A 26,531-nucleotide genomic window follows, 5' to 3' on the forward strand; every position below is an offset into this window, starting at 1 on the left:
TGAGCCGGATACTTACGCTTTACCCCCGAGATTGTGTGATTTTTACTTTGGATAGGGTGGAAAAAGTTCTTGATGAAAACAGTCAATTGGGGCGCGCTATGGCGTATGATTAATGCAACCCCGGTTAGCCAATTGGATGACTCCCTCAGACCGGGATATCCTCGAAATCCTCGCAAATGAGGGCGGCCACCGCGAGCTAGTTCTGACCCCTCGGTTGATCGCTGAAAACTCCGACTGGGCCAGAGATACAATCCGCGAACACGTGGTCCTCCTTCGTGACCACAATCTAATCGAATATCAAGACGAAGCTGCAGGCATTTACCGACTCTCAGACCACGGACGCGCGTACCTTGCTGGCGATCTCGACGTCTCCGAACTGGAAGACGAGGGCGTCTAGACCGCAGTTGATTCCAACGATTGGATTCTTTTACCCGGCTCACGCCGCAGCATTATTCCACCCTGTATTTGAACTGCGAAGCGACGATGCCAGACTTGCCACTTACAGTATAAGTCAATAAACATCTGAGTGGGTAAATTCGGGTCTAAGTTGTTCCAAGCGTAACGTTATTCGACACCCCGGATACTGGAAATCAAGGATTTTGAGCTTGATTACTGAGCGAATCGAACTTCTCAATGACTCTCTCGAAGTAATCTTCAGTCATTATTCTGGGGTTACTAACCCTGTGAAAGTCGTTTAGGATATATTCCACCTCCTGCCTACTAAGCTCATAGGCGTGGAAAGCGGCCGCATCAAGCTCAGCCTGTACGTCTCGACGTTCCTCGGTATTTGTTGCAGGATTAATTCCTCCGAGACGTTCACGCATCTCTGCAAACTCTTTGCCGTAGCAATTAAGCCGAGCGGCTCGGTGGGATATGTATTTAAACAACGCATCCCCCTCAGTGAGTCGTGGGAGCTGTGACTCTTCAATTACATACTTAGACATACTAGTGTCAAGCTTAGTACGGACTAAGTAATCAAAGCAGATGCTATTCAGTAGACCAACTGCTGCGAAAAGTTCTTCATCTGAGAAAACTCGTTCGTAAACGCTATGAAGTGGTGAATCCCCGAGATCTTCCAGTGCAGGTTTAATTTTGTATGGACGGACCACGGGGACTTTCTCATAACATACAACACCTTTAGGTAGTACTGTTGCTATGAAACTACGTTCGTCTGTGGCTCTTGATATATGCCTAAACCCTATCCGATATTCAGTACAATCTAATAACACATCTTCTTCATTTAGCTCTCCACGGCCGTGATCTTCCAAAAGGCTATTTACAAATCCGATCTGTGAACCGGTGCCTTCAAACTCTTGATAGAGAGACTTTTTAAGTGACCTCAAATTCTTCTCCCGAATCCTATATTTTGCACTTATCTCTTGATCCTTTGACTCATCTACACTCCACAGGGAAGGCGAATTGATGTCCTCAAAAAATGTTGAATCATAGCTGAACATATAGATGTTCTCGCCTCCGTAAACAGGATAATCGCCTTCTTGTTGATTTTCTACGAACCGGTCACGATCTCTGGTCTGGTTCAACTCCTCTTTGTAGATATCTATATACCAATTCTCTTGTTGTTTTTCACTCAAGGGTGGGAACTGGATTATACTCTGAATTATACCGATTTCGGTTTCAGAGTCTATTTGCGGGAAGAGCCGGACTGTTGGGGAATATTCTAGCAATATTTCACTTGATATATTAAACGAACTGCTGTCAAATGACGATAGAACTTCTAGGTCATGCTGTTTAAATATCCCCCTAAGATAATCCGTCGACCCAAAATTCTGTAGCGTTACTATGCCGAAGTTATATCTGTTATCGATATCCTCGAATATGCCATGATTTTCGAATGAGACTATATGTTCAATTGATGTATCGGAAAGTAAGTGAGTTCGTAAGTCCTTTCCTGAGGTGCCTATGAAATTTCTTCCAGGTATAATCTGTGATACATACCCCTGATCCCCTACTAAGTCCAATACTCTTTCCATGAAGAGGGCAGAGAGATCGTGCTTTCCGTGTCCTCCTACTTCCGGGCTTTGAAGCGAAAAACTTGAGCCGTTAGTAAAGTACGTCGACAGTGTTTGCATTTGGTCCTGGTGTTCTTCCCAGCCATTCTCTATTGCTGTATTTTTGAGGAGTTCCTCCTGCTTCGAATCTTTGTCACTTTTCCCCCGCGTTCTGAATATTGGATCGAATTGAGTGAAGTAATCCTCCCGATTCGAAGTGAGAACCTCCCACGGTGGATTCCCGATTACGATGTCAAACCCGCCAGTGTCGTACACTGGTGCGAATTCCAGGACCCAGTGGAATGGGTCAAACTCACGGATGTCCTCTATACCCAACGATGATAACCCGGCCTCATGGAATTCTTCAAGGACCTTCTCATCCAAGGAGTCAGCATGCGAATCTATACGTGATTCAGCAAGGTAACGAGCATCACGTCGGGATTCAGGATCTTTAGCGGTGTTGTAACTGTCTATAGCTTCAATCACGTCTTCAAATAATTCTCGAACGCCAGTTCCGACTCCTTCTCCCCAGTTCGACAATGGCTTATTCCCTTGATTATCGATTTCAATGAAATCCGAAAATCCAATAAGGGAGTTCCCTTGTCGAATGTTGAAGTCGATGTTCGGTAGCGGCTCTACCTCGTTGGGTTCGTCTTCGATGTCGGCGACCATCGACAACCACAACCGAAGTTTGCAGATTTCGACGGCGCCGTCGTCGATGTCGACGCCGTAGAGGTTGTTGAGGATGATGCTGCGTTTGGCGTAGAGGGAGGGGCCGCCGGAGCTCGAATTGATGGCTTCGAGTTCGTCGCGGGTTTTGCTGGTGAGTTCCCAGCCGTGGCCGGTGTCGGTGAGGTGTTGGAAGTACTCGATGCATTGGAGGTAGATGTCGAGGAGGATTTCTTGGGCGGCGAGGAGGAAGGCGCCGCTGCCGACGGCGGGGTCGAGGACGCTCATCTCGGTGAGGACGTCGTGGTAGAGCGTCTCGACGTGGTTGGTGTCGACGCTGTCGGTGGGGGCTTGGGCGGTGATGGCGCCGCCGTCCGCGAGCGCCTCGCTCGCATCCCCACTCTCGATGTCGTCCAGTGCGAACACTTCGTCGATATCCTCGTAGTCGGCGCCGACGGCGTCGTTCAGCTGGTCGAGTAGATACGGGTGGATCGTGCGGCGCGCCATGAACCCGGTGATCTCTTCGGGGGTGTAGTAGGCGCCCATCTCCTTCTGGTTGACCGTCTGCTCGAAGATGTGGCCGAGGATGGCGGGCGAGAGGTTCTTCGGGTCGACGATGTCGAGTCGTTCGTCGACGTTCCAGTTCCAGTCCGAGAGGAAGTCGAGGATGTCCCCGAACAGCTCGTTCGTCCGCTCGGTCGTCTCACCGAGGCGGGCGTCCTCGAACTCTTCCTCGACGGGGTTCTTCGAGAAGAGGCCACCGTTGAGGTACGGGAGGCTCCCGAAGTCCCCGCGGTCCACGCCTTCGGCGAGCATCTCGAAGAACAACGGATGATAGAAGTCCGCGTACACGTCCCCCTCGTCCTCGACGACGTCCTCGTGTTTGTCGTGGAGATAGGAGCGATTCCGGTCCAGGAGGCGCTTCTCCTGGATGAAGTAGAGGAAGATCATGCGGTCCAGGACTATCTGGACGTACCGCTGTTTCGCGTCCCCGCGGTCGTCGGGGATACCAGCGACCTCCTGGACGAGGTCCGTGCGGAGTTTCTCGAAGTCCTCGTAGAACTCCTTGACGACCTGCTTCGTGTCGTAGAGCGTGTCGACGACCGTGTCGGGATTACCGTACTCGATGCTGTTGAGCTTCTGGAGCACCGTGTTCTTCTGACCGCTATCGCTCGTCATCTGCTCTTTCGTGAACGAGAGCTTCTGGTGCTTGATGCGGCCGTGCTGTTGGCCCTCCCAACTCCGGATCCGAGTGAGGAACGTGAACGACTCGTAGTCGTTCGTCGCGACCAGATTCGTCCGTCGCGCCCGATTCTCCGGTTTGAAGTCGTTCGCCGACTCCCCAGCACCCGCCTCCACCAACACAATGAACTCGCCGTCGTCGATCTGCAGCGCTAATTTGTTCTCCGCGTCAAGCCCGTCGTACCGCTTCAAGCCGCGTTTCTCAAACGAAGCCGCGATGTCGTCGAGCGAATCCCAGTCCGCGATATCCCCAGCGGAGATCTGGTCAGCCATGCCCCACACCAACCCGGGAGGTCACATAAAACCCACGTGCGGGAACCTGATGCAATCGGCCACTCCTCTGGTGAAACGATAGGTCATACAAAAGCGGCTGAGCCAGTAGCAACTACAGATGTGAACCATTCAATGTTGTCCGACGACAGGGAGCCGGTGGTTAGCGGTCGATGACACCCCAGCAGACGAGCCGCCCTTGCACGTCGCTCTCGTCGACGAGCGTTTCCTGATACTCGGCGGACGCCGCGATATTCTCCGCGAGGAACGTCTCCAAGGTCTCGAGGAATTCGGTGACGGGCCAGTCGGTGAACGACTCGTAGTCGTCATGCTCGCGGAACGTCTCTCGGAGGATGCGGTCCTCGTCGGTGTTCTTGAGCTTCACCCCTTGGAGATCGTCCGCGAGTACAGTCGCCCACTCTTCGACCGTCTCGTGTGCGTCGACGGGAGCCTCGTCATTTCCATACTTGGGTTTGACGTACTGGTCGATGAAGTCCAGGATGGTCTCTTGTTCGGGCGAGAGCTTCTCGCCGTGTTTGAACGCGCCACCGACTTGGCTCTCACGAACGGACTCCAATCGCTCCTCAAGGACGGCGCCGATACGGTCACGGTTCGCCACCGCATGCTCCCCATCACCAGAAATCGGCTCTCCACCCACGCCGGGAGTGAGTCCGATGTGTCGGACGGGACGCTCTTTCACCTCGTCGCCACTGAACCGCTTGTAGTAGAGCGCCCGCCGCGTCCGCCCGAGCGGTGCATCCCGTGGGGAGTCGTCGTCTTCGAACCAGAGATGTGCAAGGCCAAACACGCCGGGGAGCGGGCCCTCGGTGTGATCGGTCGCGTTCGTGTACAGGTGCTCGCGTTCGCTCGGTGATGTGTCGAAGAAGTCCTCTGCGAACTCGAAGTCCTCGGTATCCAGCCCGAAGTCCTCGTTCAGCTCCTGTTTCAACAGATACCGCTCGAACGCCGCGTCCTCGTCACTCCCCGCATTCCGCAAGAGTGGATTCTTCGAGGTGTCGTCGAGCTCGTTCACGTCCGTCACCTCCCGACTCCGCCGGAGCGAATCCTCTATCTCCTCGACCTCGAGTTCGCCGATGGTCTTCTCGGTATCCACGCCCGCCTGCTCAAGTATCTGGTCCTCGTTCGGGTCGAGGATGTTGTTCTCCTTCCCGACGATGAGCGCGATGTCGTTGATTTTCGCTTGCAGGCGCTTGAGGAGCTTGATGGCCGCCTCGATGTCCCCGTCCGGGTAGAAGTTGTGCACGAACTTCTCCTCCGTCGACCCGATGCGGTCGATTCGCCCAACTCGCTGCACGATACGCATCGGATTCCACGGTAAATCGTAGTTGACGACCACGTGGACGTCCTGGAGGTTCACCCCTTCACTCAGCGTGTCTGTCGCGACCACGTACTGCAACTCTGATTCCCCAGATTCGGCGAGGGTCTGCTGATAGCCAGATGCCTCGGGTGCGAACCGCTGAATGATCTGCTGTTTGTTCTCGTCCCCACCCTTGACGACGGCGCTGTTCGATGCCGTCAGCGGCGAGTTCGGGTCGTCTCGCAGCGTGCGATACACGTAGTCGGCTGTCCCGCGATACTGCGTGAAGATCAGGACCTTCCTATCGTGCTCGTTGAGCACGTCCGCTAGTCGGTCGATTTTCGGGTCGCGGAACTCTCGCAGCGCGAAAACCGCATCGTAGAACTCAGCCGTCGCCGCCACCACGTCTTCTAGGTCGCTGCGCGGGTAGAGAATCGGATTGTGTTCGTCCTCGGGCACTTCCGGGAGCGTCCCAGCGTCGTGCTCGTGCAACCACCGTCTGGTGTCGACGGCGTGGTCGTTGACCGCACCGGCGTCACGAGCGACGTCGCCGATGAACTGCGACAGGAAGTACGCCAACAGCGTGAGGTCCTCGCGGATGTACTGTTTCACCTCGCCGATGGTAGCGTCGGCGAGTTCGTCCTCGGGCTCGCTCTGGGCGTCGTCAGCGCGAACCGCCGTCGTGTCGAACCCGAACTCCTCCAAGGTCTGTTCCAGATCCTCCGCCGCATCAGCGCCCTCAACGAAGTCATCGATTGTCTTCGAATCTTCACCAGCCTGGACGCGCCGCAACACGTCGATATCCTCGTCCTCAGGCAGCCCATCCAGCACGCTCAGGAGTTGGCGCTCACTCCCGTGCAGCGTCTCGATAGACTGCACGAACGCGTACGTCGAGGACTCCAAGCGCTTCAACAGATTCAGCTTGTACAACGCCTTGAGCGTCCCACCAGCATTCGGATTCTTCACCGTGATATGTGGCAGATGCAGCGCATCCATCACGTCCGGCAACATCCGATAGATGGGTTGGTACGCTCGCGGCAGCGAGTACTCCTCCTTCGAGAGCGTCGGTGGCGAGAAACTCATCTCGAAGTCCTCGCCATCCTGAATCTGGGTCTTGACGTGATTCCGCGTCCGCAACACCATCACCTCGTTCAGCATCCGCGAGATCTCCCCAGACCGCTGCTGGAGCTTCTTCGTCAGCTCCGCTTGTTCCTCGTCGCTTACCTCCTCCTTCCCCGCCGCAATCTGCTTGCGCTCCTCAGAGAGCTCGATGTACTCGTCGAACGCATCGAAATCCAGCGACGCCTTATTCCGCAACTCCTCAGCACTCGTGAACAAGCTGATGAGATTCTTGAGGTCCGTCGCTGAATTGTTGATGGGCGTCGCCGTCAGCATGATCATCGTCTTCCCGCGAAGCTGGCGGAGATTCGCGTGCCGACGCGTCCCCTTGTAATCGTCGTCGTGGTCGGGTTGGGGACGCCACTTGCCGTGGTTCCGGAACCGGTGGGCCTCGTCGACGAGCACCACCTCGAACTCGCTCTTGACGTCCTGGATTTCCTCGTAGGTTAGGTTCTGGAACTTGCTGATACTCATCACATCGAGGTGGGTGCCGTCGACCTCGAGCCCGAAGTACGGGTTGCCGTCTTCGTCGGTGTCGTTCTGGAGGAGGTCCCGCCACTGGTCGGTGAGGTTCGCTGGAACAATCAGCAGACACCGGTCGCCAGCGTGGCGATAGTCGTGCAGGAGTTCGCCGCCGATGAAAGATTTCCCGAGGCCGACGGAGTCGGAGATGATACAGCCGTCGTACTGTGCGAGCTTCTCCTTGGCACTCTCGTAGCCGAGCGTCTGGAAGTAGTAGAGGGGGCTATCGCGGATACTGACGTTGCCGTTGAGTTCGTCGTATGCGAGCAGCTTGTAGAGCTCGAACGGTTCGATGTACGTGCCGAGCTCGGTGTCGTCGTCCGTGGATTGGTCCTTGTATTCCTGATATCGGTCGCTGTTCTCGATGACGTCGACGAGTTCTTCGCTGAAATCCTCAGCGTTCGCCCACTGGTTGTCATACCAGCGCTCGAACTCCTCAGCGTCTCCCAGGTCTGCACTGGTGAGGTTCAGCTCGATGTTGTTCTGGTGCCCGCTCTGTGAGAAGTTCGACGATCCTACGATGGTTGCTCTCGGGCGTCGGTCGCGGTCTCCCTTTCGCGTAGTGGGGTCGTCGGGAACCATCCTGAAACACGCTCCTTTGGCATGGAAGTAGCCTTGTTCAGGGTTTCGAACGCGGACGTCGACGAGCCCATCAGCGATAAAATCGCGCAGTCGTTCGAGCCGATCCAACTGGGCGTTATTGAGGTCCTGGATGTCGGCCTTCACTTCGGCTTTGAACTGCTCTCGGAGTGATCGCCCCTCTTCAATCTCATCAGCTGTCTGCATGTTCGTTTGCCGGCCCATGAGGATTCGGAGAGGCGCCGTCTCGGAGTCCTTTGGCCGTTTCAGGCTTGACAAATCGTCTTTGTAAAGGTCGAATCCTGAGAGGTAGAAATAACCCGTCGCGATACGCACCTCTTCCGTCTCCGGTAGCAACTCCTGATAGACATCCTCGAGTGTGCTTTCTGCATTATCAACAAGCGGGTCAAGACCGAGCATTTCCTTGGTAGCCACAGACAGTCTGGCCTGTTAATTGTTTTTAGTATCTAGCCACGCTCCACAATTCGGAATCTGACCACAATCAAAGAACAACCCGATTGGGCGTGTATCTGGGTGGGCCGGTCGGTGAGAGTGGCGTGCATCGAAAGCTGACGAGTCAGACGGTGTCGCGACTCTGGCAGCTGTTTGACGACCGCGCCGCCGAGGTCGGGCCGGAGCGGCGCGTCCCGGCTCGTGACGAGTCGCTGGCTGCGTATCTTGGTGCAGACGCCTTCGTCGGATTCAACCACTCTGGATCATCTGGCCGCGTCTTACAGCGTCGCGTTGGTGACGCCCGACAATTTCAGCGCCCAACACTGTCTCCTCAGCGAATCCGCGCTCCGAGGGGACGCTTGCGACGCTGTCTTGCCCGACTATACCTCACCAGCCCAGCCATCGCCACGAGACCATCTCGCAGACCATTCCGACCACCAAACTCGAGTTGGAGCTTCCGGCTGATATGCTCCTCTCGTCGAACGATTGTTCCGGTGATCGTGTCGCGGACTGAAAGCACATCCAGACGTCCACCCCGAGATTTCCTCACCTCAGACTGGTCAGGTACGCACGAACTCGACGGTTTCTACACACTCCGACGATTCAGGTGGTAGCACCGCTAGACCTGGTGGAACCGGACCGTGGGGACTGGGGGCAGGAGTCAATTGGATTCACGTTGCTGATTGCGGGTGTTGTGGTGGCCAGTACCTTCATTGGGGTGTGGTTGTTGGTACCCTAGGATTGCACTGATGGGTGGCGGACTAATGTGGGATGGTAGTGCGTGATGGGGACTGATTTGGACAAGAAGATTGACAGCTGGCAGGAGCAGTTGTTGGATTTGACGCGGCGGAACAACATGGTCGATTTCTCGGCGACGAAGACGAAGTCACTGCCGACGAAGAACGATAACTGGCTCGAATTGACGACTCACCTTGCCGAGGGGGATGATCTCTACGTCTACAAACCAGATGTTGACGAGACGTCTGATCCGGCAGGTGACGCACCCGCTGAGGAGCAACCTGCGGATGCAGATAGCGGTGCGCGGAGTGATGGGGCAGTTGTGACGGAGCGGCCTGCGACGGAGCTAGTGTCGATTCGAGAGCCGGAGGCGACGGAGAGCTCGCTATACAACGTGGACTTGAATCAGCGCAAGCACGTCCAGGAGAAGGGTGTCGATTCACTCTACCTCGCGGTCGGGATGTTGGAGTGGTATAGCGTTGATTATGCCGAAGAACAACTTCGGTCGCCGTTGGCGCTGGTCTCTGTCGAACTTGAGCGAGAGACGGTTTCGGATCCGGACCGTCATGACTACGTTATCAGTTCGACGGATGAGGTCATTCTGAACCCGGCGCTCCGGAAGAAGCTCACCAGCGAATTCGGTATTGAACTACCTGGTGATGAGACGGTTGACCTGGCTGAGCTTGACGTGACGGTGTCTGCGGTGGAATCGCTTATTCAGGGGCGAGACCGGTGGGAGATTAGTGATGACGTCGTGCTCGGGATTTTCGACTTCGCGAAGCTGAGTCTGTACACGGATCTCGACGAGAATCGCGGGGAAATTAAATCGAATCCCATCGTCAGAGCGTTGAACGGCGATCAGAGTGCGCTGAATGCTGATGCCAGCAGCGTTCCGGGCGCGGAAACGCTTGACGAGGCCGTGGACCCGATGGAAACGCACCAAGTGTTGGAGGCCGATTCGAGCCAGCAGGAGGCGATTGAAGCAGCGAAATCCGACGTGAGTTTCGTCCTGCAAGGGCCGCCGGGGACTGGGAAGAGTCAGACGATTGCGAACATTATCGCTGAGAAACTCGCCGCCAACGAAACGGTGCTGTTCGTCAGTGAGAAGCAAGCAGCCTTGGACGTGGTCAAGGACCGACTCGACGAGGTTGACCTAGGTCGATTCTGTCTATCAGCCCACGGCAAACATGCAACGAAGGATTCGATTCTGTCCAGCCTCGAGACAGAACTCAACGCGCCAACCGTCAAAGCGCCATCCGAGCGTGCCTCCCAACTTGGGAAACTTCGGCAACGGCGAGATGATCTCAACGAATACGGGGAGATCCTTCACGAGTCCTACGGTGCGTTGAACGAAACCGCGTACGACGCCCACGGTGCACTCGCCAGCTATGGTGACGTCAACGCGCCCTTGTGGACCCCACCAACCGCATTCGAGGTTACCAGGACCGAGTTCGATACTGCGATCGAGACGCTCGAACAGCTTGCAAACTATTCGGACGAGCTCTCCAACTACGACTCACACCCCTGGCGACACACCACCACCACGACGTGGCAGGTCAACACCGGAGACCGACTCCGTGACTCACTCACCGCCCAACAGGACGTGGTTGATGCTATGGCAGAGACCGCCGCTGCAGCACGCGACGAACTCGGGATTGCTCCGGACTCCGTCCGAGAGTTCCGAGCGTTCATTGACGCACTTGCGAAGTTGGTGGACCGTCCCGACGTGTCCTGGCACGACGCGCTGTTCGACCCGGCGTTTGTCGACGGCGAATCAGAGGTTGCCTCACTTGCGGCGACGAGCCAGGAACTCGCCGCGAAACGAGCCTCCATCAGCGAGCACTACGAATCGTCCATCTACTCACTCCCCGCAAGCGACCTACACGGGGAGCTGGCCCAGTACGGGCTGCTTCGATACATCCAACCCTCCTACCGGCGTCTCAAAAAACGCGTCCTCAGTCACGCAACAGACGACTACAATCCCGGGCAATCGGCGCTCTTGGACGACCTCCAGACGCTCATCGAGATTACACAGCTGGAACGCGAACTCGAGGACTACGAGGACGTCATTGAAACGCTCGGGCCACTCTACGAGAAGACCGCCACCGACTGGGACCGTGTCAAGCACGCACAAGAGTGGGTTCGCACAATCAGCACGAACGACACAGTCGACCTCTCCAGCATTGAATCGCTGCTCTGCACGGCAGCCACTCCTCCCGACTTCGAGAGTTGGCACACGAAGGCCACCACGCTCCAATCAGAGCTGGAAGACGCCGCGAACGAATTCACGCGCATCCAAGCCGTCGACGACCTCACCACACCCGACGGAACGCAGCTGTACGCCGCCTCTTTCGAAGCGACGAAAGCCACGCTCGCGGATCTGGAAGACGCACTCCCGAAACTCAAAGATTGGATTCAGTTCTCGAACGGCCTCGAGTCCGCCACGGACACCATCGCAAGCGGCTACATCGACGCCTTCCTCGACGGCGACTACGAAGCTGACGCCCTCGTCTCCGGATTCCGCAAACAGTTCTACACGGCCTTCCTGAACGGAATCTACGAGCGCACGGACCTCGGCGAGTTCAACACGAACCACCACGAGCAGATCCTCCAAGAGTTCCGTCGCCTTGACAAACAACAACTCGAGCTCTCGAAGGTCGAGATTCAACACCGCGTCACACAACAGCGCCCGTCGATGAACCTGGAACACGCATCGAGCTCACAGCAAGTGACTCTCCGCCGCGAAATCGAGAAACAGCGCCGCCGGAAACCGCTCCGCGAACTCTTCGCGACGACAGGCGACATGATCACGCGGTTGAAGCCGTGTTTCATGATGAGTCCACTCGCAGTGGCCGAATACCTCCGGCAAGGCGCAATCGAGTTCGATACGGTCATTTTCGACGAAGCGTCCCAAGTCATGCCCCAGGATGCGATCAGTAGCCTCATCCGCGGCGACCAAGCCATCATCGCTGGCGACACCAAACAACTCCCACCAACGCAATTCTTCAGCAGCGACGTCGAAGCCGACGATGACGTCCGCGAGGACCTCGAAAGCATCCTCGATGAAGCGGCGGCAGTACTGCCAGAGATGCACCTCCGCTGGCACTACCGGAGTCGCTCCGACGAACTCATCGCCTTCTCCAATCAGCAATACTACGCCGGCCGTCTCAACACCTTCCCAGATAACGATGCAGCCGTCGACACCGGCGTCGACTTCGAGTTCGTCGAGGACGGCATCTACGACCGCGGTGGCTCCCGGCAGAACGTGCCCGAAGCCCACCGAATCGTCGATATTCTCCACGAGTACGCGACCGAGAAACCAGACAAGAGTGTCGGTGTTGTGGCGTTCAGTAAAGCACAGGAACGCGCAATTCGTGACACCATCGAAGAACGTCGGAAAGAAGACCCAGCACTCGATGCCTTCGTCGACGAGGACGACGCACTCGAAGGGTTCTTCGTAAAGAACCTGGAGGCCGTGCAAGGCGACGAACGGGACGTGATGCTCTTCAGCGTCACGTACGGCCCGGACCAGTCGGGAAAGATAACAATGAACTTCGGTCCCCTCAACAATGACGGCGGTGAACGCCGCCTCAACGTGGCCGTTACTCGCGCAAAGGAGCGCGTCGTCGTCGTCTCCTCGCTACAGCCCGGCGATATCGATCTGAGCCGCACCCAAGCCCGGGGCGTGCACGACTTCAAGACGTACCTCCAGTACGCAAAGCAGGGGGAGCGAGCGCTCGTCCGTGACGATGACCCAGGGACCACGCTCACGTTCGATTCGGAGTTCGAAGAAGCCGTCTACGACACGCTCACGGACCGTGGGTACGATGTCGAAACCCAGATTCAGAGCTCAGGATACAGTATCGACCTTGCAATCCAGCACCCCGAGTATCCGGGCCGATACCTGCTCGGGATCGAGTGTGACGGTGCGGCCTATCATTCGACGAAGACCGCGCGTGACCGTGATCGGACGCGGCAACTGATATTGGAGGATCTCGGGTGGACGATTCATCGAATCTGGTCGCCGGACTGGGCGTCGAACCAAGAACAAGAGCTCCAGAAGATAGAGTCGAAGGTTGACGACTTGCTTGCGGACAACTTCGAACCGGAGCACGAGGTCGATGTCGACGTTGAATCTGCCGAAGCAGTACCGGAACCAGCAGAGCCCGATGGGGGAACTGATCTCTTCGAGCCGTATCAAGCTCCGCCAGAGCGGTCCCGTGGGAATCGCGACTTCGAGGACATCCCAAACAGGAGGGTTCGAAGTGCACTCCTGGAAATTGTCGAAGACCACGGCCCAATTGAGAAGGACGCCGTCTTCACCCTCTTGGTTCAACAGTACGGCATTTCGCGTGTTGGAAAGAAAATCCGCCGCAGCCTGAACGGGATCATCACGCACCTCGTCGGAGACGAGATCGTCCAGCAAGATGGCTATCTGTGGCCGACGGATATTGAGGAGGTGTCCGTACGGACGAACACCGGTGCGGATAATCGCCCGGCAGATGAGATTCCGAAAGAAGAGTTCGCGAAGGCGGCGTACCACATCTTGGAAAACGGCCTTGAGATGACGAAGGATGATCTGGTGCTCGAAACGGCCAGGAAGTTCGGCTGGTCACGCCGTGGACAACGGATTCAGAGCGAGATAGAGGCTGCAATCGCCCATCTTATCTCGATTGGTGCAATCGATGATGCAGATACTGTACGGGCTTGCGACGTAGATATTGATAAGCTCCTGTTAGCAGAAGTGTACCGCGGGTAGTTATGTCTGGATGCGAGCTGGTCAGTTGCCTGTGACGGTCAGGAGATGGCCGAAGTTGACAGCACTTAGAAATAGAACCACACCTGCGACTGATTGACGGCAACGGTCTGTATACACCGAAGATGGAGGCAATATTCTTGGGTTAGTTCGTCCTCAAATTTGGTCGTGAACTGCTTGGACCGCTGCCGTAACTGCCAGATCAAAACGAGGGTCGTGGCCGGCGTCGCCCCAACACGTCCATACTTGCAGACGGGTAGTCACGACACTTTGGAGTGATGGCTGTCCGCCAGTGGACCAGCAGGTAAAGCACGGGTTCAGCATTGCATAACAATAGGTGTTGACCCCGCGGGGTTGGGTATGCTTTCGAAGCTCCGGCGGCTGTCGCCGACGGCGTTTGAGGAATTCGTGGCGGCGCTCTGGGAGATTCAGGGTTGGCAGACAGAACTCACGCCAGACAGTCACGATAAGGGAATTGACGTGATTGCCTCCCAGTCGTTCCCGCTCGACTTGCAGGTCCATATGCAGGTGAAGCGATTCAGGCCAGAATCGAAATTGAATACGAGTGACGTCCGGAGTATCAGTGGCCTGGCGATGAGTCGGGATGTGAACGTGGTCGCGATTATCACCACCAGTTCATTCACCGGTCCAGCGGTGGAGTTTGCGGCTGACTTCAACCAGATCAAACTCATTGACGGCAACCAACTGACGGACCTCATCCAGCAACTGGGGTGTGAACGGGTTCTCGACAGGTATCTGGCCACCGAGGACTGGAGTCGGATCGAGTTGGCGAGCTACCAAGGGTCAGTCCCGTTGTACTCACCGGCCCCGAATTTCCCGACTGGCCCACACGCACCGCCAGCACGTGACGAAGATCACGAAACTTCGGCGGACGAAGATGGGGCTGCGTGGCGCTTTCAGTCAGTAACAGCGCTAGATGGGGTGGGTGATGATACCGCAAACACCCTGGCCCGAGAGGGGATTCATACGATTGGGGACCTCGCTACCGTAGGTGTTGCACAGGAGAGTTCGAAGTTCGCGTTGTCCCAGAGTCGCCTGGCTGCGTTGGTCTCGGCGGCGCAAGACTGGGATGGGGGGTCAATTACGCGGATAACTGGGATTGGGCCGGAGAAGGCTGCGGCCTTGACTGCTGCGGGGGTTGAGACGGTTGCGGATTTAGCGGGCGCTGATCCGGGGGCCGTTGCGAAGTATACCGAGTCTCGAGTTGAGACGGTAAAGAAATGGATTCGGGAGGCAGCGTATCTCCGCGGGGATACGGCGCTTGTTCGGAAACTGTTGCCAGAAGAATCGATTCCACTTGAGTCACTTGAGAATATTGGGGCACAGCGTGCAGACGATTTTGAATCGCTGGGGATTGAGTCTGCTCAGGATCTCGCTGTTGTGGACCCGTATGCGATTGCGGCGGAGTCTACATTCGCAGTTAGTCAGCTCCGTCGCTGGAGCCGTCAGGCACGCTACAGTGCGTATTGATTCTGGTTTGTGAGTTTGCACTGGGGATTCGTATGTGAGGAAAGGGCCAGTTAGTATTCGTGTCTATGATGATGTCTGGAAACCAGTCGAGGAGACCCCCCGGGATTACCCCGCCAGTTTGTTCAGCGTCGCGTGGCTGACGCCCGACGATTTCACCGCCACGCGGTGTCTCCTCAGCGAACCCGTCATCTGTTGTCATGCGGTCTCAAGAATCACGTCACGTCCGATTCGTCGCCACATCCTCCACAACCGACCTTAGGCGGTCGGTGATCGTGTGTCGATTACCGCAATCAAATCACAGTACAGGGTGGCTGGGGGAGTTGAACGCGACAGGACTGCTGTGGATGATATGGGATCTGCTAGCTCTCAGGAGTCTCGACGCTGGCTGGCGATGGCGTCGATGTGGTGCCCGATGATGCTGTGGAGTGCGTGGAGGTCGTCGCTGGCGTTCGTGATGGAGGCTTCGGGGGTGGTTAGGTCGAGTGGTACCGTCTTTGCGAGATACGCGTAGGCGGTGTCTGTGAACTCCCAGCCGGCCGTGTGAATCGACTCCAGTTCCGACTCGGAGAGGCGGTCGCAGAGGGCGGCTCGGATGGCGTCTTTGTCGCCGTGCTCAATATCGAGTCGGAGCCGTATCTGTTGGGTGTCTCGGGTGAGGGTGACGTGAGGTTCGTACTCGATGGTCGTGCCTGATGGGAGGTTCTTCCATGCGTCCTTCGAGAAGTTGATATACGAACTCGGCCGGGTGTTCACCGCCCACTCCTCATGCGTGCCACGGCTGTCGGCGAGAAACGTGGTCTTGAGATGCGTGAAGATCTTCCCTTTGTCGTCCTCGAACGCGCCGGTGAGGCGGTCGATGATATCCGCGTATTCGGTGTACAGTCTGGTCTCCTCGGAGATGATGGTCTCGTCGTCCATGGTGAGTGTACGGCGGATCGTATCGATGAAATCGGCGAACTGTGCGTGGCTCTTCGCGGGATACCGGCCGGAACTGGCGCGTACCACGTCCTCGAAGTACGGGACGACGTGCTCCCAGGCGACGTCAACGAAGGTCCCAGCGGTCGATGCCCGGGCGCGCTCTGGGGCGAGATACACGTACTCCCCAAGTCCGTCGTGGTCGTCGACGACGAGGTCGCCGAATGCAGACGCGTCCGCGTACCGCTCTGTCTGCGCGTTCGTCTCTCGGGCGTCGACCTTCAGTTCGAGACAGACGAACCACGCATCCTCCTGCCGGAGCACGATGTCAACCAGTCCGTCCGTGGTCGCTACCTGCGAGCGCACTTGCACGCTGTCAAGATCGTGCCGTGAGGGAGTGATTCGAGTGCCGTCGTGGGCTCGAAGGGCGTCGAGGAACGCAGCGAGCACATCTGTCCCGAAGCCATGCGGATTGGCCGGGTCGAGGAAGTACACCAACATCGCCTCCCAGTAACGTTCGGTGGTGGCTTCCCCGAGGACGCCGAGGGTGGTTGCGGGACGCTGTTCGACGTCGGTAAGCCGCGCTTCGATTGTTTGGAGCGTCGCTTCGAGTGAGCCGTCGGACACGACCAGATGCTCGTCGTGAATTGGGATAAGACTGCGGGCTGATTCCCCTTTCTAACGTGACGGGTATTGTCGTCTGGCCGCCTGCGCGTGGGGATGAAAACAGCTTGATTCTACGACCTCTCCCTGCTCGCACACCAATCTGAACACCTCGACACGGTGGCTGGGACGTTGGTTGTTGAGTTGGGTGTGTGGTAGATGTGCGTGGCGGTGAATCTGGGCTTCGTGATATCGATTCAGCTGCTGCGGAAGCAGCGGCTCCCCTGAGCGAATAGGGGCTGTGTGGTTGTGGAGTCGATGATTGACGAGCGAGGGGGTGAGGTGTATATGCTCGAGTGGGGGTGCTGGAAGGACGGTCTGGTTGTTCCTTTGGAGGGCATCTGTGTCTCGTTGGGTGGTGGGATCGGTAGAGGGAAAGGAGGGGATGCCGTATTTGGCTGGTGTACGATGCGTTCGTTGGTGATTGGGGCTGATGTGGGTGGGGCAACGGCGTCGAGACGGTGGACTGAAGAGTATAATCTGTTGGATTACGAGGTTGTATTCGCGAATCTGTGTGATTTGGTGGGGAATTCGCAGGTGACGGCACCGGGGAGTGCGCCATCGAATGCGGTCTCGTTCCCAGATTCGGGAGATATTTCTGAGCTGGTGGAGGCTGGGAACTGGCTGTTTGTACTCATGCCAGGGCAGCGAACCGTTGACTTACGGTACGTCTCTACTAGTGATGACACTGAGATGCGGGAGGTGGATTTGTTGTCGTGGTTGCCGTTGGATATTTCATTGGCTGCGGATTCCGGCGAGTCTGTGGATAGTGGATCGGTTGCGTCTGACTGGGAGTGGTACTTTGGGGAGTCGTTCCAACGGGCGTACACGATTGAAAAAGTGGGTCCGGCCAGAGGGGATGAACAGCCGTCATTTGCTGAGGTGTTCATGTCCAAAGGCGCCAGTGAGCAGGCGCTTGCACGGACAGTTGCGGGAGCGACGATTGCGTGTACGGTCGACATGACACCGATGCGTGAGACCGTCACAGCAGTGGCATCGGAATCTCGCGAGCAACTCTGGGATGGTCGTATTGGGTTGGTGCCAGTGGCTGGCGATTGGACTCCCTCCGACGTGATTGCGGGGACGCTCGAGCATCAGTTCGGTGTAACGACAGAGCGTGATCTGACACGCCCGGCGTGGGTGGAGAGTGTTCAGTTAGACGGTGAGCAAGCTGTTCAAGAGCGCTTGGAGTCAGTGTATGCTGATTATGAGGTGGTGCAGCAGGCGAAGGAGTTGTTGTGGGCGTCCGGCGAGAAATTAGAAACACTGGTTGCGTGGGCGTTTGAGGAACTTGGAAGCGAGCTAGTAATGACTGCGGGAGATGGGGAGTGGGACGCTGAACTCGCAGGCGAGGACCGCGATTATATTTTCGAAATCACTGGGCAGAACGATGCGATTGCGATTGAGAAGGTGCGGCAACTCAAAGACTGGGAGGAGCGAGCTCAGACTGCTGGTTTCGACAATGAGGTGCAGATGGTTCTGGTCGCGGCGACGCATCGGGAGGCGGTGCCTGGTGAGCGTCCGCAGCCGTTGACTGAGGCAGCTCGTGATTTCTGTGCGACGCATGGATATTGGTATCTGGATACGCGCGATCTGGCGGCCGCTGTGACTCACTCGGTTAGTCCCGAGCGGCGGGAGTTATCGGGTGAAGGGTTGGTGGCGGAGCATGCGTGGCGGGTGGGTGGAGACTGAGTTACAAGAGCTGCAACCGGACGTGTCCCTCTTAGAACGTGGCAGCCGTGTATGGGTTGCGGACGCCAAGTGGAGAGAGGATAGCACTCCCAAACGAGAATCTCTATCAAGTCGTCGCGTACCAAAGATACGCTGACGCACCACCAGTGATGTTCTATCCAGATTAAGACGGCACCATCTCAGGCCGGTACTCAGTGGAACACAGCAACGATAGAGGTGGGTCGCCGACCGAATTCTGGGTTGAAGAGTTCCCAACAGGCGGCGACACGTACGACGCGTTCGAAACAGCAATCCAAGACCTAGTAGAGTCGACACTCACAAATCTACTTGAGCTATTCCCGAACCCATCCACAACCTCATCACCGTAACGCCAGTGCCGGCTACGGGATGTGAGGTTAATGTGCATTTGTGAGTGAACAAGCAGGCGGGGACGTGACTCAACAAGTGTGGGCAGGATGCACAGAGGCACCACCCGCCAGTCAGACAATTTGTCGGCCGTGTCAATGGTACTACCGAACAATTTCGCTGTAGGGATTTGGGCCAGGGCACTGTCTAGTTAGTGGAGATTGAGGAACGAGCAGCTCGTTGAGTAGCTTGTCTAGAGATGCTCCAGACCTGCTCAACGAGACGTATGACGGGGATTTAGAAGAAGTTTGGGAGCGCGAGCGGACGGCAGCGCCCGTCAGGGCCTTCGCCGTCCGCCTCCACCAGACCAGGTGTTCAGTCAGAGAAACAGCAACGATTCTCGCGGAATTAGGCGTCGAACGGTCTTATGGAGCGGTCTGGAACTGGGTGCATCGGCTCGCTGACAGCGGCTGCGACCCGCCGACGGCACAGCCGTCGCGGGTCGCCGTCGACAAGACCGCTTTCAAAATCAATGGCGACCAGTCTTGGTTGCACGCTGCAATAGGCGTCGACACGAAGCTGATCCTCAACGTCGCGTTGGTTGGCCGGTACAGCACTGATCCAGCGGCTGCGTTCCTGCACGACTGACGGAGAAACACGACTGCTCGGAGGCGGTGTTTCTCGTCGACCAGTACGGCTATCGGGCTGCCTTTGCCCGACTTGGATTGAGCTGTCGGGTGAACTACACGGAGCGAATCCCGATTGAGAAGTGGTTTCACACGCTCAAGATGCGGGTCGACCACTTCCAAAGTCCTGGGTTGACAGCCGGCGGAGAGTCCGTCAGTTGCTTGCGCAGTTCAGGGACTACCACAACCACCACGAATCACACCACGAGCTTGATGGACGCACGCCAGTCGGATAGGTGCCAAACTGGGCAGTCCCGTTTGGACAATCAGGTCCAAATTACTATCAGAAGGAGTTTAATCAAGAAAACTTGAGAAGATAAATATCCAAAATACTCTAAGAGGCGTGGCTATATTTTTAATAATATAATTCCGACACATATTTATTCTGTCTCTTCCTGGAGCAAATGTGGCGCGTAAACATCTGAATCAGTCGAGGAGAAAGGTACTGAAATTAACCAGCTCGTCGCTCGCTGGATTGGCTGGAGTTTCCACCGGAGCCGGTTCAAAAGCACAATCGGTTGGAGAGGAGCGTGGCACCATATCAGCAGGCCCCGATCAGCCGGTTCTTACTACAAATAAAAAACAGGGATATGTGAAAGGCAACCGGAATGTTCCGGTGACGAAGAAATCCGTTCAAATCCTCCATAATAAGATTATGAAGGAAAAGGGAGTGAACTCTGCTGCGCTTCCTGATGTTCACGCCCGACCCAAAAAAAAGAAATCTAAAAGAAAAAAGACAATTGTAGGATACGGGGTCAACTGGAAGGGTTCTTCACCGGATATTCTGGTTAAATACGCCCCGTCAAAGGTTCCTGAACCGGTTCGACGACTGAGTCATCCAAGCGTTCAAAATAATGTAGAAGAGTCATACCAAGATGTGAAAACCTCACATAAGGACATCGATGACTTCCTGGATCTCGGAGGTGATGAGTAATGAGTTGGGATGACGACGTATTCCTACGCCAGGAAGAACCGCTCTGGTATTTAGAGGGCGACTGTGCTATGAAAGTCGGCAAGTTGGAACATTACACTGGCCTATCTCGTTATGACGGAGTAAACGGGAATGATGAAGAGAGGTCCCAGTGGGGGATGGTCCAGCAGAGTAAGATGCTCCCGGCTACCGCAAATGAATGGTGGGGAGAAGAACCGAACTCAGACACCTGGGAGAATGACAAATCTATACAAACTCAAAATTGGAGACGGTCAGACCTTCTTAATTTGGGGAACATAAGCTACAGCCCATCCCAATCAAAAACGACTTCACTTTCTGGCTCTGTCTCTGCTTCAGTCCCAGCAGGAATTTCGGTCAGTGCTAACGTCGACCATCCCAGGTTAGAGAGGGAGGTAGATTATCTTGATGACAGGAGAGTCCGTTCCGAATACCAGTATTGGAATGGGGGTATTCCTATGGCGGCTTATGATAACGACGTTACTCTGGGACTAACTACGGGGTGGGTATCGGATAGACCTAGTGACGGAGACGCTATCGCCCCAAGTTATTTTTACGGGCGTATGCAAGGTATTCCTTGTGTCGAGGAGAGTGAATATAATATCCACCAATATTGTGATGATGAACTCTTCGTGATGTTTAACGAAAATCAAGTATAAATAGTAGGAGATTCCATCACCTCCGAATAGCGTTAGAGGCTGCCACGCATAGAATTTTTAATTAATCCATTTAGTTAATTGCGAATCAAACATAACCATCTCAAGTAATAGTATACATACGATATGGATGGTCCTACTGGGAGCGCCGACAATTACGTTATTTAGTTACCATACTTGAAAAATACCCAACAAAGGGGATATTTGCAGGAACCCTTACGATAGTCATTTCTACATGCTCCTCACTACTCGTATTACATTCTCTTTTGGAGAGGGAATAGTTCAGTTTAATTGGAGTTCCTTGTTCTGCAGGATCGCCCCATTGCAGAGTTTCGAGATTTCGACTCCGGCATGACAAAATCGGGTACTGATGAACTAATAAGGAATATTCAGAGAAACCTATATCTGTCAAGAACTTATTAACTTCTTCTGAGTTATCTATAGTATTATCAATATCAACACCCTCAAGATGTTCTTGTTTATTTATACTCCAATTTGATGGAACCCATCCATCAGCCGGAGTAATTTTGTTTGTCGTTCCTACTGGTTTTAAGTCAGAGAGCCGAGCTTCGATATGCGCTGGCTCTTCCTCCAACTGAGTAAATCTCTTTTCAGCAACGGTCTTTGTTGCCGAGGCTTCAGGCTTTGGACCCTCAGAAACCGATTCGAGACATCCAGTACTTACCGCAATGAAACCTGTTAAACTTGTCACGATATGTCTTCGGGTAGCCATATTATCAGTTCGATTTTCGTGACGAAAATAGTTACGGTCAAGTATATTTCCGTCAACACCGCCTCTTCAGTCTGCTAATTTTCGCGTCCTGAGTTCTATGTCACCAAGTATCGCGATTGTATCATACTCATCTGAAAAGGTGATTCCTGATTCAGTCTCATTCTTGTAGGACGTTCGCACCACAAATCGTGAAGTTCGATTGCCGTTCGATCCTATCGAGTCACGGCCCGAAGATTCAGTTCACGGCCGTGCGGTGTACGGCTTATCCGATAAGGTACGGCGCCATCAAGAAATAGTTTTGATTCTACCCCACACCTTGGTGTCGGGTCGGGTCATGGGGGTGGTTCAGGCTACCCACAGCCACCCTCACCATGATATCTGAGGCGTGGGCTTGAGTGGGCGTGGCTGTCGACGTCGATCACACAGCTGTGCGGAGAAGAACGATCGGGTTAGTCGCGGATGTTGTAGTCCTGGTACGCGGCGAGCTGGTCGAGCAGGCCACGGCCTGTGTCCAGGAGCGGGTCGTCGTCGCCGGGTGCGTCAGCCTCGGGGAGTTGGAGGTCGATGGCGTCGGGGGCGGTGCGGACGTCGACGTCGCCGAGGGCCTTGCTGAACTCTCACCGAGCACGCTCGATGTTCTCGTCTTCGCGAACGATGTGTTCGCGGTCTCGCAGTCTCGCTAACCCCTGGTTCGTCGCCTCGACATCGGCCTTCACGCGGCCCCGATACCGACTGAGTGCATCGTCGAGCGCTCGGTAGGCGGCTTCGATGTCCTGAGCGTCGTCCTCGAAGGCGCGGCGGAGGGCGTCGTAGGCGTCCTCCTGGCTTGCCAGACGTGTTCGCGGATGCGGTCAGGGAGGTCGTCGTCGACGTACTGTTGGAGGCGCTCCTCGAGTTCGGTCTTGAACGCGGCCGGGTAGCGCGACTGGAAGGCGCGGATCTCGACAGGGTACTGACCGGCGAACTCGCGGAACAACTCCTTGTGCGTCTCGTAGCCCTTCGCGCCACGCACGTCGTCTTCGAGGCCGTCGGGTGTCTTCGCCGGGTCGCCCGGGATACCGTACGCTTTGACCTGCTCTAAGGTGACGGCGCCGTGGACGAGTTCCACGTCGATACCGCGGAGCGCGCCTTCGAGTTCGAACTTGCGGGCGACGGAGACGGGCATGTCGGCGCCTTTGGCGTCGAAGTCGGAGATGATGATGACTGCGAGGTCCTGACCGCGCGCGTCCGCGATGTCGAGCGCCTGTTGGCACATAGAGAGTGAGAACTCGCCGCCGCCGGCGGGTCGGATGGTGGCGCCGTACTCGCTGGCGAGCCCCTCGGAGACGACGTCGGATTTCTCCGACCATATCTCGATGTACCAGTCTTGTTCGCGGAATTCGTCGATGTAGAGGCCCTCGTAGGCGTGTTCGGCGAGCGCGCGAGCGGCGGCATCGAAGAGGTCGTCGACGTCCTTGAAGCTCAGCGACGCGGGCGTGGCTTCGTCGGGAATCTGTGCGGGCTGGTAGCCGTCGGGGACGTGCCGGGAGAGCGCGCTCGCGTCGAGGTCACGTGCAACGGTGGTGTCCGGATCCGGGTCACCGACCGACGGGAAGGCGGTGGGTGTGGGTGTGGCGTTCTTCTGGTCCTGTATCTTCGTGTTGGTTGCACTCGGCGAGGCCTTCGACGATGCGTTCGCGACGGAGTTCGTCCCAGCCGTCGCGGACATGGGCTTCGGTGACGACGTCGGCGTCGTTGGCGCGTGCGATCTGGCCGGCTTCGTAGAGGAGGTCGAGGGCTTTGCGGGCGTCGCCGGACTCGCTGGCCACGAGTGCGGCACAGTAGGGAATCACGCCGTCGTCGAGGGCGTTGGGTTTGAATGCGGTGTCGGCGCGGTCGCGGAGGATGGCCTGGAGTTCGCCGGCGTCGTAGGTGGAGAATTGGAGTTCGCGTTCGCAGAGTGAGGACTGGACGCGGGGGTCGAGTTTGTCGCGGAAGGAGAGGTTGTTGCTGATGCCGATGACGGAGATCTCGGTGTCGGTGAGGTCGCGTTCTTTTTCAGCGCGGCTGAGTTTGTAGAGGAGCTCGTCTTTGGAGCCGATGCTGTCGACTTCGTCGAGGACGATGATGACGGTGTCTTCGTAGCCGTCGAGGACGTCCCACATGCGGTTGTAGACTTCGCTCGGTGGGAGGCCGGTGGCGGGGAGTTGGCCTTGGGGTGGGGCGATGTCGTTGGTGAGCTTGATGGCGACCTGGTAGGAGGAGGTGAGGCCGTTGCAGTTGATTCAGATGAAGTCGCAGGCGATGGTGTACTCTTGGGCGGAGGCCATGAGTTCGTCGAGCTTGTAGCGTGTGGAGACGGTCTTCCCGACGTCGGGTTTCCCCTATATGAAGGCGTTCCAAGATACGGGTTGAACGCTTCCATAACTCGTGGGTAGGCAGTCGGTGGAGCGTCCACGAATGTTTTGCACAGTTCATGCACTACTACAACCACCAACGAGCGCATCAAGCGCTCGATGGACACACGCCAGCTGCGGAGGTGCTAAACTAGATAGTGCCGAAGTCAGAGAATCTATCAGTCTATGATACGAGCACTTGTCATGTATGGCCATTGAACGTAGTCACCTGCGGTTGATTTTATCTGTTGTATTGGCTGTCCTGTTTGGGTTGGCGGCACTTGGTCCGGCGTTCGGAGCGGGAACTGGAGCTTTTGAAGAGCGATATCCTCGACAGGGTCTCCCTCAAGAGTGTACTCAAGAACAGGGGTACTATCAGAACCCAACGTTCCTCCCGGACCTTGAGAATTCCAATTTCACTGCAAGTACGGTGACTGCAGTTTATCAACGAACTTCGAACACCTCTCAGTATCGAGTCGTGTTCAACATATCTGAGACCCGAAACTCCACCTTCCGAGTAGGGCTAAACGGCGATGGCGCCATCATAAACTCAACAGGATTCCGTAAGACAGGAACTCGGTTCCGATGGGATGGAGATAATCGAAACGCATCGATTACGGTGGAGATTAACCCAGATGACTCCCAGACGTACAACCCAAGGGACACAAATCGGTCGTATCCATCTGGAGATAGATGGCTGCTTGGGCCTGCTCTTGATCTTGCTGGAGGAAATGTTTCGGTACGTCCAGCCTCTGCAGGAGCGATTGGCGAACAGTTCGTCTATTTAGGGAACGTCTCTGTATCGCGTCAGATGATTGGATGTCAAGAACACGTCTTCGTCCAGCCAAATATCTCCCGAGAGAGTAGTGTTTCACCAGCGACTGTACTCAGTGTCTTGAACGAAAGCTCACGTCGACTCCATGGCGGTAAAACCGACCAAACCGTTCGGGTGTTCGCCTCACCGACAGTACCCCAGGGAGATCATCCTGGGTGGGCCGTTGCAAATGAGTTTATCGCCCCAGCAGAATATTCGTCGGGGTCACCTGAGGAGATGAACATTTGGTTTCATGAGTACGTTCATACACGCCAAGACTTTCGCGTAACCGGCGGACTACAATGGTTCACGGAGGGCAGTGCTCAGTACCTCGGACTTCGGCTCCAACTTGAGAGCGGATATATGTCTCCACGGGAGTATGATGGGATGCTAGCTCGCTATCGCGAGGTCCCGAATGGAACGGCTTTGAACCAAGCAGACGCGACCTCAAAGCGCTCGTATCTTTGGGGAGCTGCTCTGTTATCAGACTTAGACCATCGGCTATCGGAGTCAAACCAGACTGTGGGTTCACTAATCACTCACCTGAACAACCGTGGGTTCTCGATGAGTGGAACAGCTGAACAGTGGGTAAACCAACAGACTGAACCAACGTCGAGTCGGGAGAATAGGTATCAGTTCCGTAATCAGGTGTTCTCGTCTGCCTATCCCAACGTCTCGTACACTATGGGGCCAGATTGGCTTCCATGGCAAGCGCGAGCGATTCTTGCTTCATTGGAAGCACCACTCGGTAGACTCCTGTCAGCACTATTTTCTGTAGCATTTCTCGTCCAGGCCCATCGGCTGAGAACTCATACAGAACCCACAAAAACGGAGTAAATCACCGTATCAGGTTGCCCACCATCTTGGAATGCGCATCGTCCTCGAGTATCTCGATGGCCTTTCGATGTCGATCATGGAAATGGTGGTCTGGGATGGTCTCGTCTGGAACATCGACATGGAGGTCATTCAGTAATTGAGTCCCTCAAGCAACACCTTACACGTTATCGAAATCGAAGAACGTTCCCTAAGGGGCTTGACGCAGATTCTTTTTCGATCAGTTTTCCGCTTCCCGGACTCTAGAACCGAACGATTCCAACTGTCTTCCTCGACGGTATCTCCCGTAGGTCTCTTCTTGGCTTTCTACTAGACTCCCTATTGTGTTACAGAAGTTTCGGCGCTTTCGACGTACTGCGTCTCCCAGTTGCGTCGGTCTTCGAGCTCTCTGCTGCCGCGGCGGGTGATGGTGTAGTAGTTGGTGCGGCGGTCGAGTTCGCCTTTCTCGACGAGGCCTTTGTCAACGAGGGTGTCGAGATTGGGATAAAGGCGGCCGTGGTGGATCTCCTTCTCGTAGTAGTTCTCGAGCTCGTCTTTGATTGCGAGGCCGTGAGGTTCGTCTTGGCCAGCGATGACGTACAGGAGGTCGCGCTGGAATCCGGTCAGGTCGTGCATGACTAGGACTAGATGTATCGAACGATATGAGTCTTCTGAGATGTGATAGCAATCACCAATGGACTTGGCCTCTAGCTGTGGACAGTTC

General features: G+C 55.8%; 14 protein-coding genes and 2 pseudogenes. 9 read left to right on the forward strand and 7 right to left on the reverse strand.

Annotated features, from left to right (window positions below; all coding sequences use genetic code 11):
• Nucleotides 1–136 precede the first annotated feature (136 nt).
• The gene (locus ACZ48X_RS02995; RefSeq protein WP_336351871.1) at nt 137–397 is read left to right on the forward strand and encodes an ArsR family transcriptional regulator; all 261 of its coding nucleotides are present in this window, start codon (nt 137–139) and stop codon (nt 395–397) included.
• Between the two features lie 193 nt (nt 398–590).
• Here the strand turns inward: ACZ48X_RS02995 and ACZ48X_RS03000 are convergent, their stop codons facing one another.
• The gene (locus ACZ48X_RS03000) at nt 591–4,193 is read right to left on the reverse strand and encodes an Eco57I restriction-modification methylase domain-containing protein (RefSeq protein ID WP_336351870.1); all 3,603 of its coding nucleotides are present in this window, start codon (nt 4,191–4,193) and stop codon (nt 591–593) included.
• Between the two features lie 160 nt (nt 4,194–4,353).
• Nucleotides 4,354–8,148: a helicase-related protein gene (locus tag ACZ48X_RS03005; protein WP_379762814.1), complete on the reverse strand. Its 3,795-nt coding sequence runs from the start codon at nt 8,146–8,148 to the stop codon at nt 4,354–4,356.
• An 817-nt stretch (nt 8,149–8,965) separates the two neighbouring features.
• Here ACZ48X_RS03005 and ACZ48X_RS03010 point away from each other — a divergent pair.
• Both ACZ48X_RS03010 and ACZ48X_RS03015 read left to right on the forward strand, forming a co-directional pair.
• On the forward strand, nt 8,966–13,678 hold the full coding sequence (locus ACZ48X_RS03010; RefSeq protein ID WP_336351868.1) for a DUF3320 domain-containing protein: 4,713 nt from the start codon (nt 8,966–8,968) through the stop codon (nt 13,676–13,678).
• Nucleotides 13,679–14,035: 357 nt separating this feature from the next.
• The gene (locus ACZ48X_RS03015) at nt 14,036–15,166 is read left to right on the forward strand and encodes a DUF4332 domain-containing protein (RefSeq protein ID WP_336351867.1); all 1,131 of its coding nucleotides are present in this window, start codon (nt 14,036–14,038) and stop codon (nt 15,164–15,166) included.
• Between the two features lie 366 nt (nt 15,167–15,532).
• On the opposite strand, the gene ACZ48X_RS03020 is transcribed toward ACZ48X_RS03015, so the two are convergent.
• On the reverse strand, nt 15,533–16,708 hold the full coding sequence (locus ACZ48X_RS03020) for a PD-(D/E)XK nuclease family protein (RefSeq protein ID WP_336351866.1): 1,176 nt from the start codon (nt 16,706–16,708) through the stop codon (nt 15,533–15,535).
• Nucleotides 16,709–17,002: 294 nt separating this feature from the next.
• Between ACZ48X_RS03020 and ACZ48X_RS03025 the strand changes: the two genes are divergently transcribed.
• The 4 genes and pseudogenes from ACZ48X_RS03025 (at nt 17,003) to ACZ48X_RS03040 (ending at nt 21,075) form a co-directional block, all read left to right on the forward strand.
• Complete coding sequence (locus ACZ48X_RS03025) at nt 17,003–18,436, forward strand: hypothetical protein (protein WP_464379807.1); 1,434 nt, start codon at nt 17,003–17,005, stop codon at nt 18,434–18,436.
• Nucleotides 18,437–19,030: 594 nt separating this feature from the next.
• Nucleotides 19,031–19,703: pseudogene (locus ACZ48X_RS03030) on the forward strand (IS6 family transposase).
• Between the two features lie 170 nt (nt 19,704–19,873).
• A complete protein-coding gene (locus ACZ48X_RS03035; protein ID WP_336351864.1) occupies nt 19,874–20,401 on the forward strand; it encodes a hypothetical protein in 528 nt (175 codons plus the stop codon).
• Nucleotides 20,401–21,075 carry a hypothetical protein gene (locus ACZ48X_RS03040; protein WP_336351863.1) on the forward strand — a complete coding sequence of 225 codons (675 nt, stop codon included), beginning with the start codon at nt 20,401–20,403 and terminating at the stop codon, nt 21,073–21,075. The genes ACZ48X_RS03035 and ACZ48X_RS03040 overlap by 1 nt, the downstream gene beginning before the upstream one ends.
• Nucleotides 21,076–21,232: 157 nt before the next feature.
• On the opposite strand, the gene ACZ48X_RS03045 is transcribed toward ACZ48X_RS03040, so the two are convergent.
• Nucleotides 21,233–21,805, reverse strand: a complete 573-nt coding sequence (locus ACZ48X_RS03045; RefSeq protein WP_336351862.1) for a hypothetical protein — start codon at nt 21,803–21,805, stop codon at nt 21,233–21,235.
• A gap of 401 nt (nt 21,806–22,206) precedes the next feature.
• Here ACZ48X_RS03045 and ACZ48X_RS03050 point away from each other — a divergent pair, with 401 nt between their 5' ends.
• Nucleotides 22,207–22,488, forward strand: coding sequence for a hypothetical protein (locus ACZ48X_RS03050; protein ID WP_336351861.1), 282 nt, complete (start codon nt 22,207–22,209; stop codon nt 22,486–22,488).
• An 894-nt stretch (nt 22,489–23,382) separates the two neighbouring features.
• On the opposite strand, the gene ACZ48X_RS03055 is transcribed toward ACZ48X_RS03050, so the two are convergent.
• Complete coding sequence (locus ACZ48X_RS03055) at nt 23,383–24,069, reverse strand: Cdc6/Cdc18 family protein (protein WP_464379815.1); 687 nt, start codon at nt 24,067–24,069, stop codon at nt 23,383–23,385.
• A 116-nt stretch (nt 24,070–24,185) separates the two neighbouring features.
• Between ACZ48X_RS03055 and ACZ48X_RS03060 the strand changes: the two are divergent.
• A pseudogene (locus tag ACZ48X_RS03060) lies at nt 24,186–24,335 on the forward strand (IS6 family transposase); the annotation flags it as partial.
• Between the two features lie 1,497 nt (nt 24,336–25,832).
• Here ACZ48X_RS03060 and ACZ48X_RS03065 read toward each other — a convergent pair.
• Nucleotides 25,833–25,964, reverse strand: coding sequence for a hypothetical protein (locus ACZ48X_RS03065; protein WP_464379816.1), 132 nt, complete (start codon nt 25,962–25,964; stop codon nt 25,833–25,835).
• Nucleotides 25,965–26,146: 182 nt separating this feature from the next.
• Entirely contained in the window at nt 26,147–26,443 is a 297-nt protein-coding gene (locus ACZ48X_RS03070; protein WP_336351860.1) for a PadR family transcriptional regulator, read from the reverse strand.
• Nucleotides 26,444–26,531 lie beyond the last annotated feature (88 nt).

Source organism: Halorubellus litoreus (genome assembly GCF_055378595.1).

Excerpts from the sequence above, each read along its gene's own strand:
- ACZ48X_RS02995 (WP_336351871.1), top strand. The coding sequence starts at position 137 with ATGACTCCCTCAGACCGGGATATCCTCGAAATCCTCGCAAATGAGGGC.
- ACZ48X_RS03000 (WP_336351870.1), bottom strand. The coding sequence starts at position 4,193 with ATGGCTGACCAGATCTCCGCTGGGGATATCGCGGACTGGGATTCGCTC.
- ACZ48X_RS03005 (WP_379762814.1), bottom strand. The coding sequence starts at position 8,148 with ATGCTCGGTCTTGACCCGCTTGTTGATAATGCAGAAAGCACACTCGAG.
- ACZ48X_RS03010 (WP_336351868.1), top strand. The coding sequence starts at position 8,966 with ATGGGGACTGATTTGGACAAGAAGATTGACAGCTGGCAGGAGCAGTTG.
- ACZ48X_RS03015 (WP_336351867.1), top strand. The coding sequence starts at position 14,036 with ATGCTTTCGAAGCTCCGGCGGCTGTCGCCGACGGCGTTTGAGGAATTC.
- ACZ48X_RS03025 (WP_464379807.1), top strand. The coding sequence starts at position 17,003 with ATGATTGACGAGCGAGGGGGTGAGGTGTATATGCTCGAGTGGGGGTGC.
- ACZ48X_RS03040 (WP_336351863.1), top strand. The coding sequence starts at position 20,401 with ATGAGTTGGGATGACGACGTATTCCTACGCCAGGAAGAACCGCTCTGG.
- ACZ48X_RS03045 (WP_336351862.1), bottom strand. The coding sequence starts at position 21,805 with ATGGCTACCCGAAGACATATCGTGACAAGTTTAACAGGTTTCATTGCG.
- ACZ48X_RS03070 (WP_336351860.1), bottom strand. The coding sequence starts at position 26,443 with ATGCACGACCTGACCGGATTCCAGCGCGACCTCCTGTACGTCATCGCT.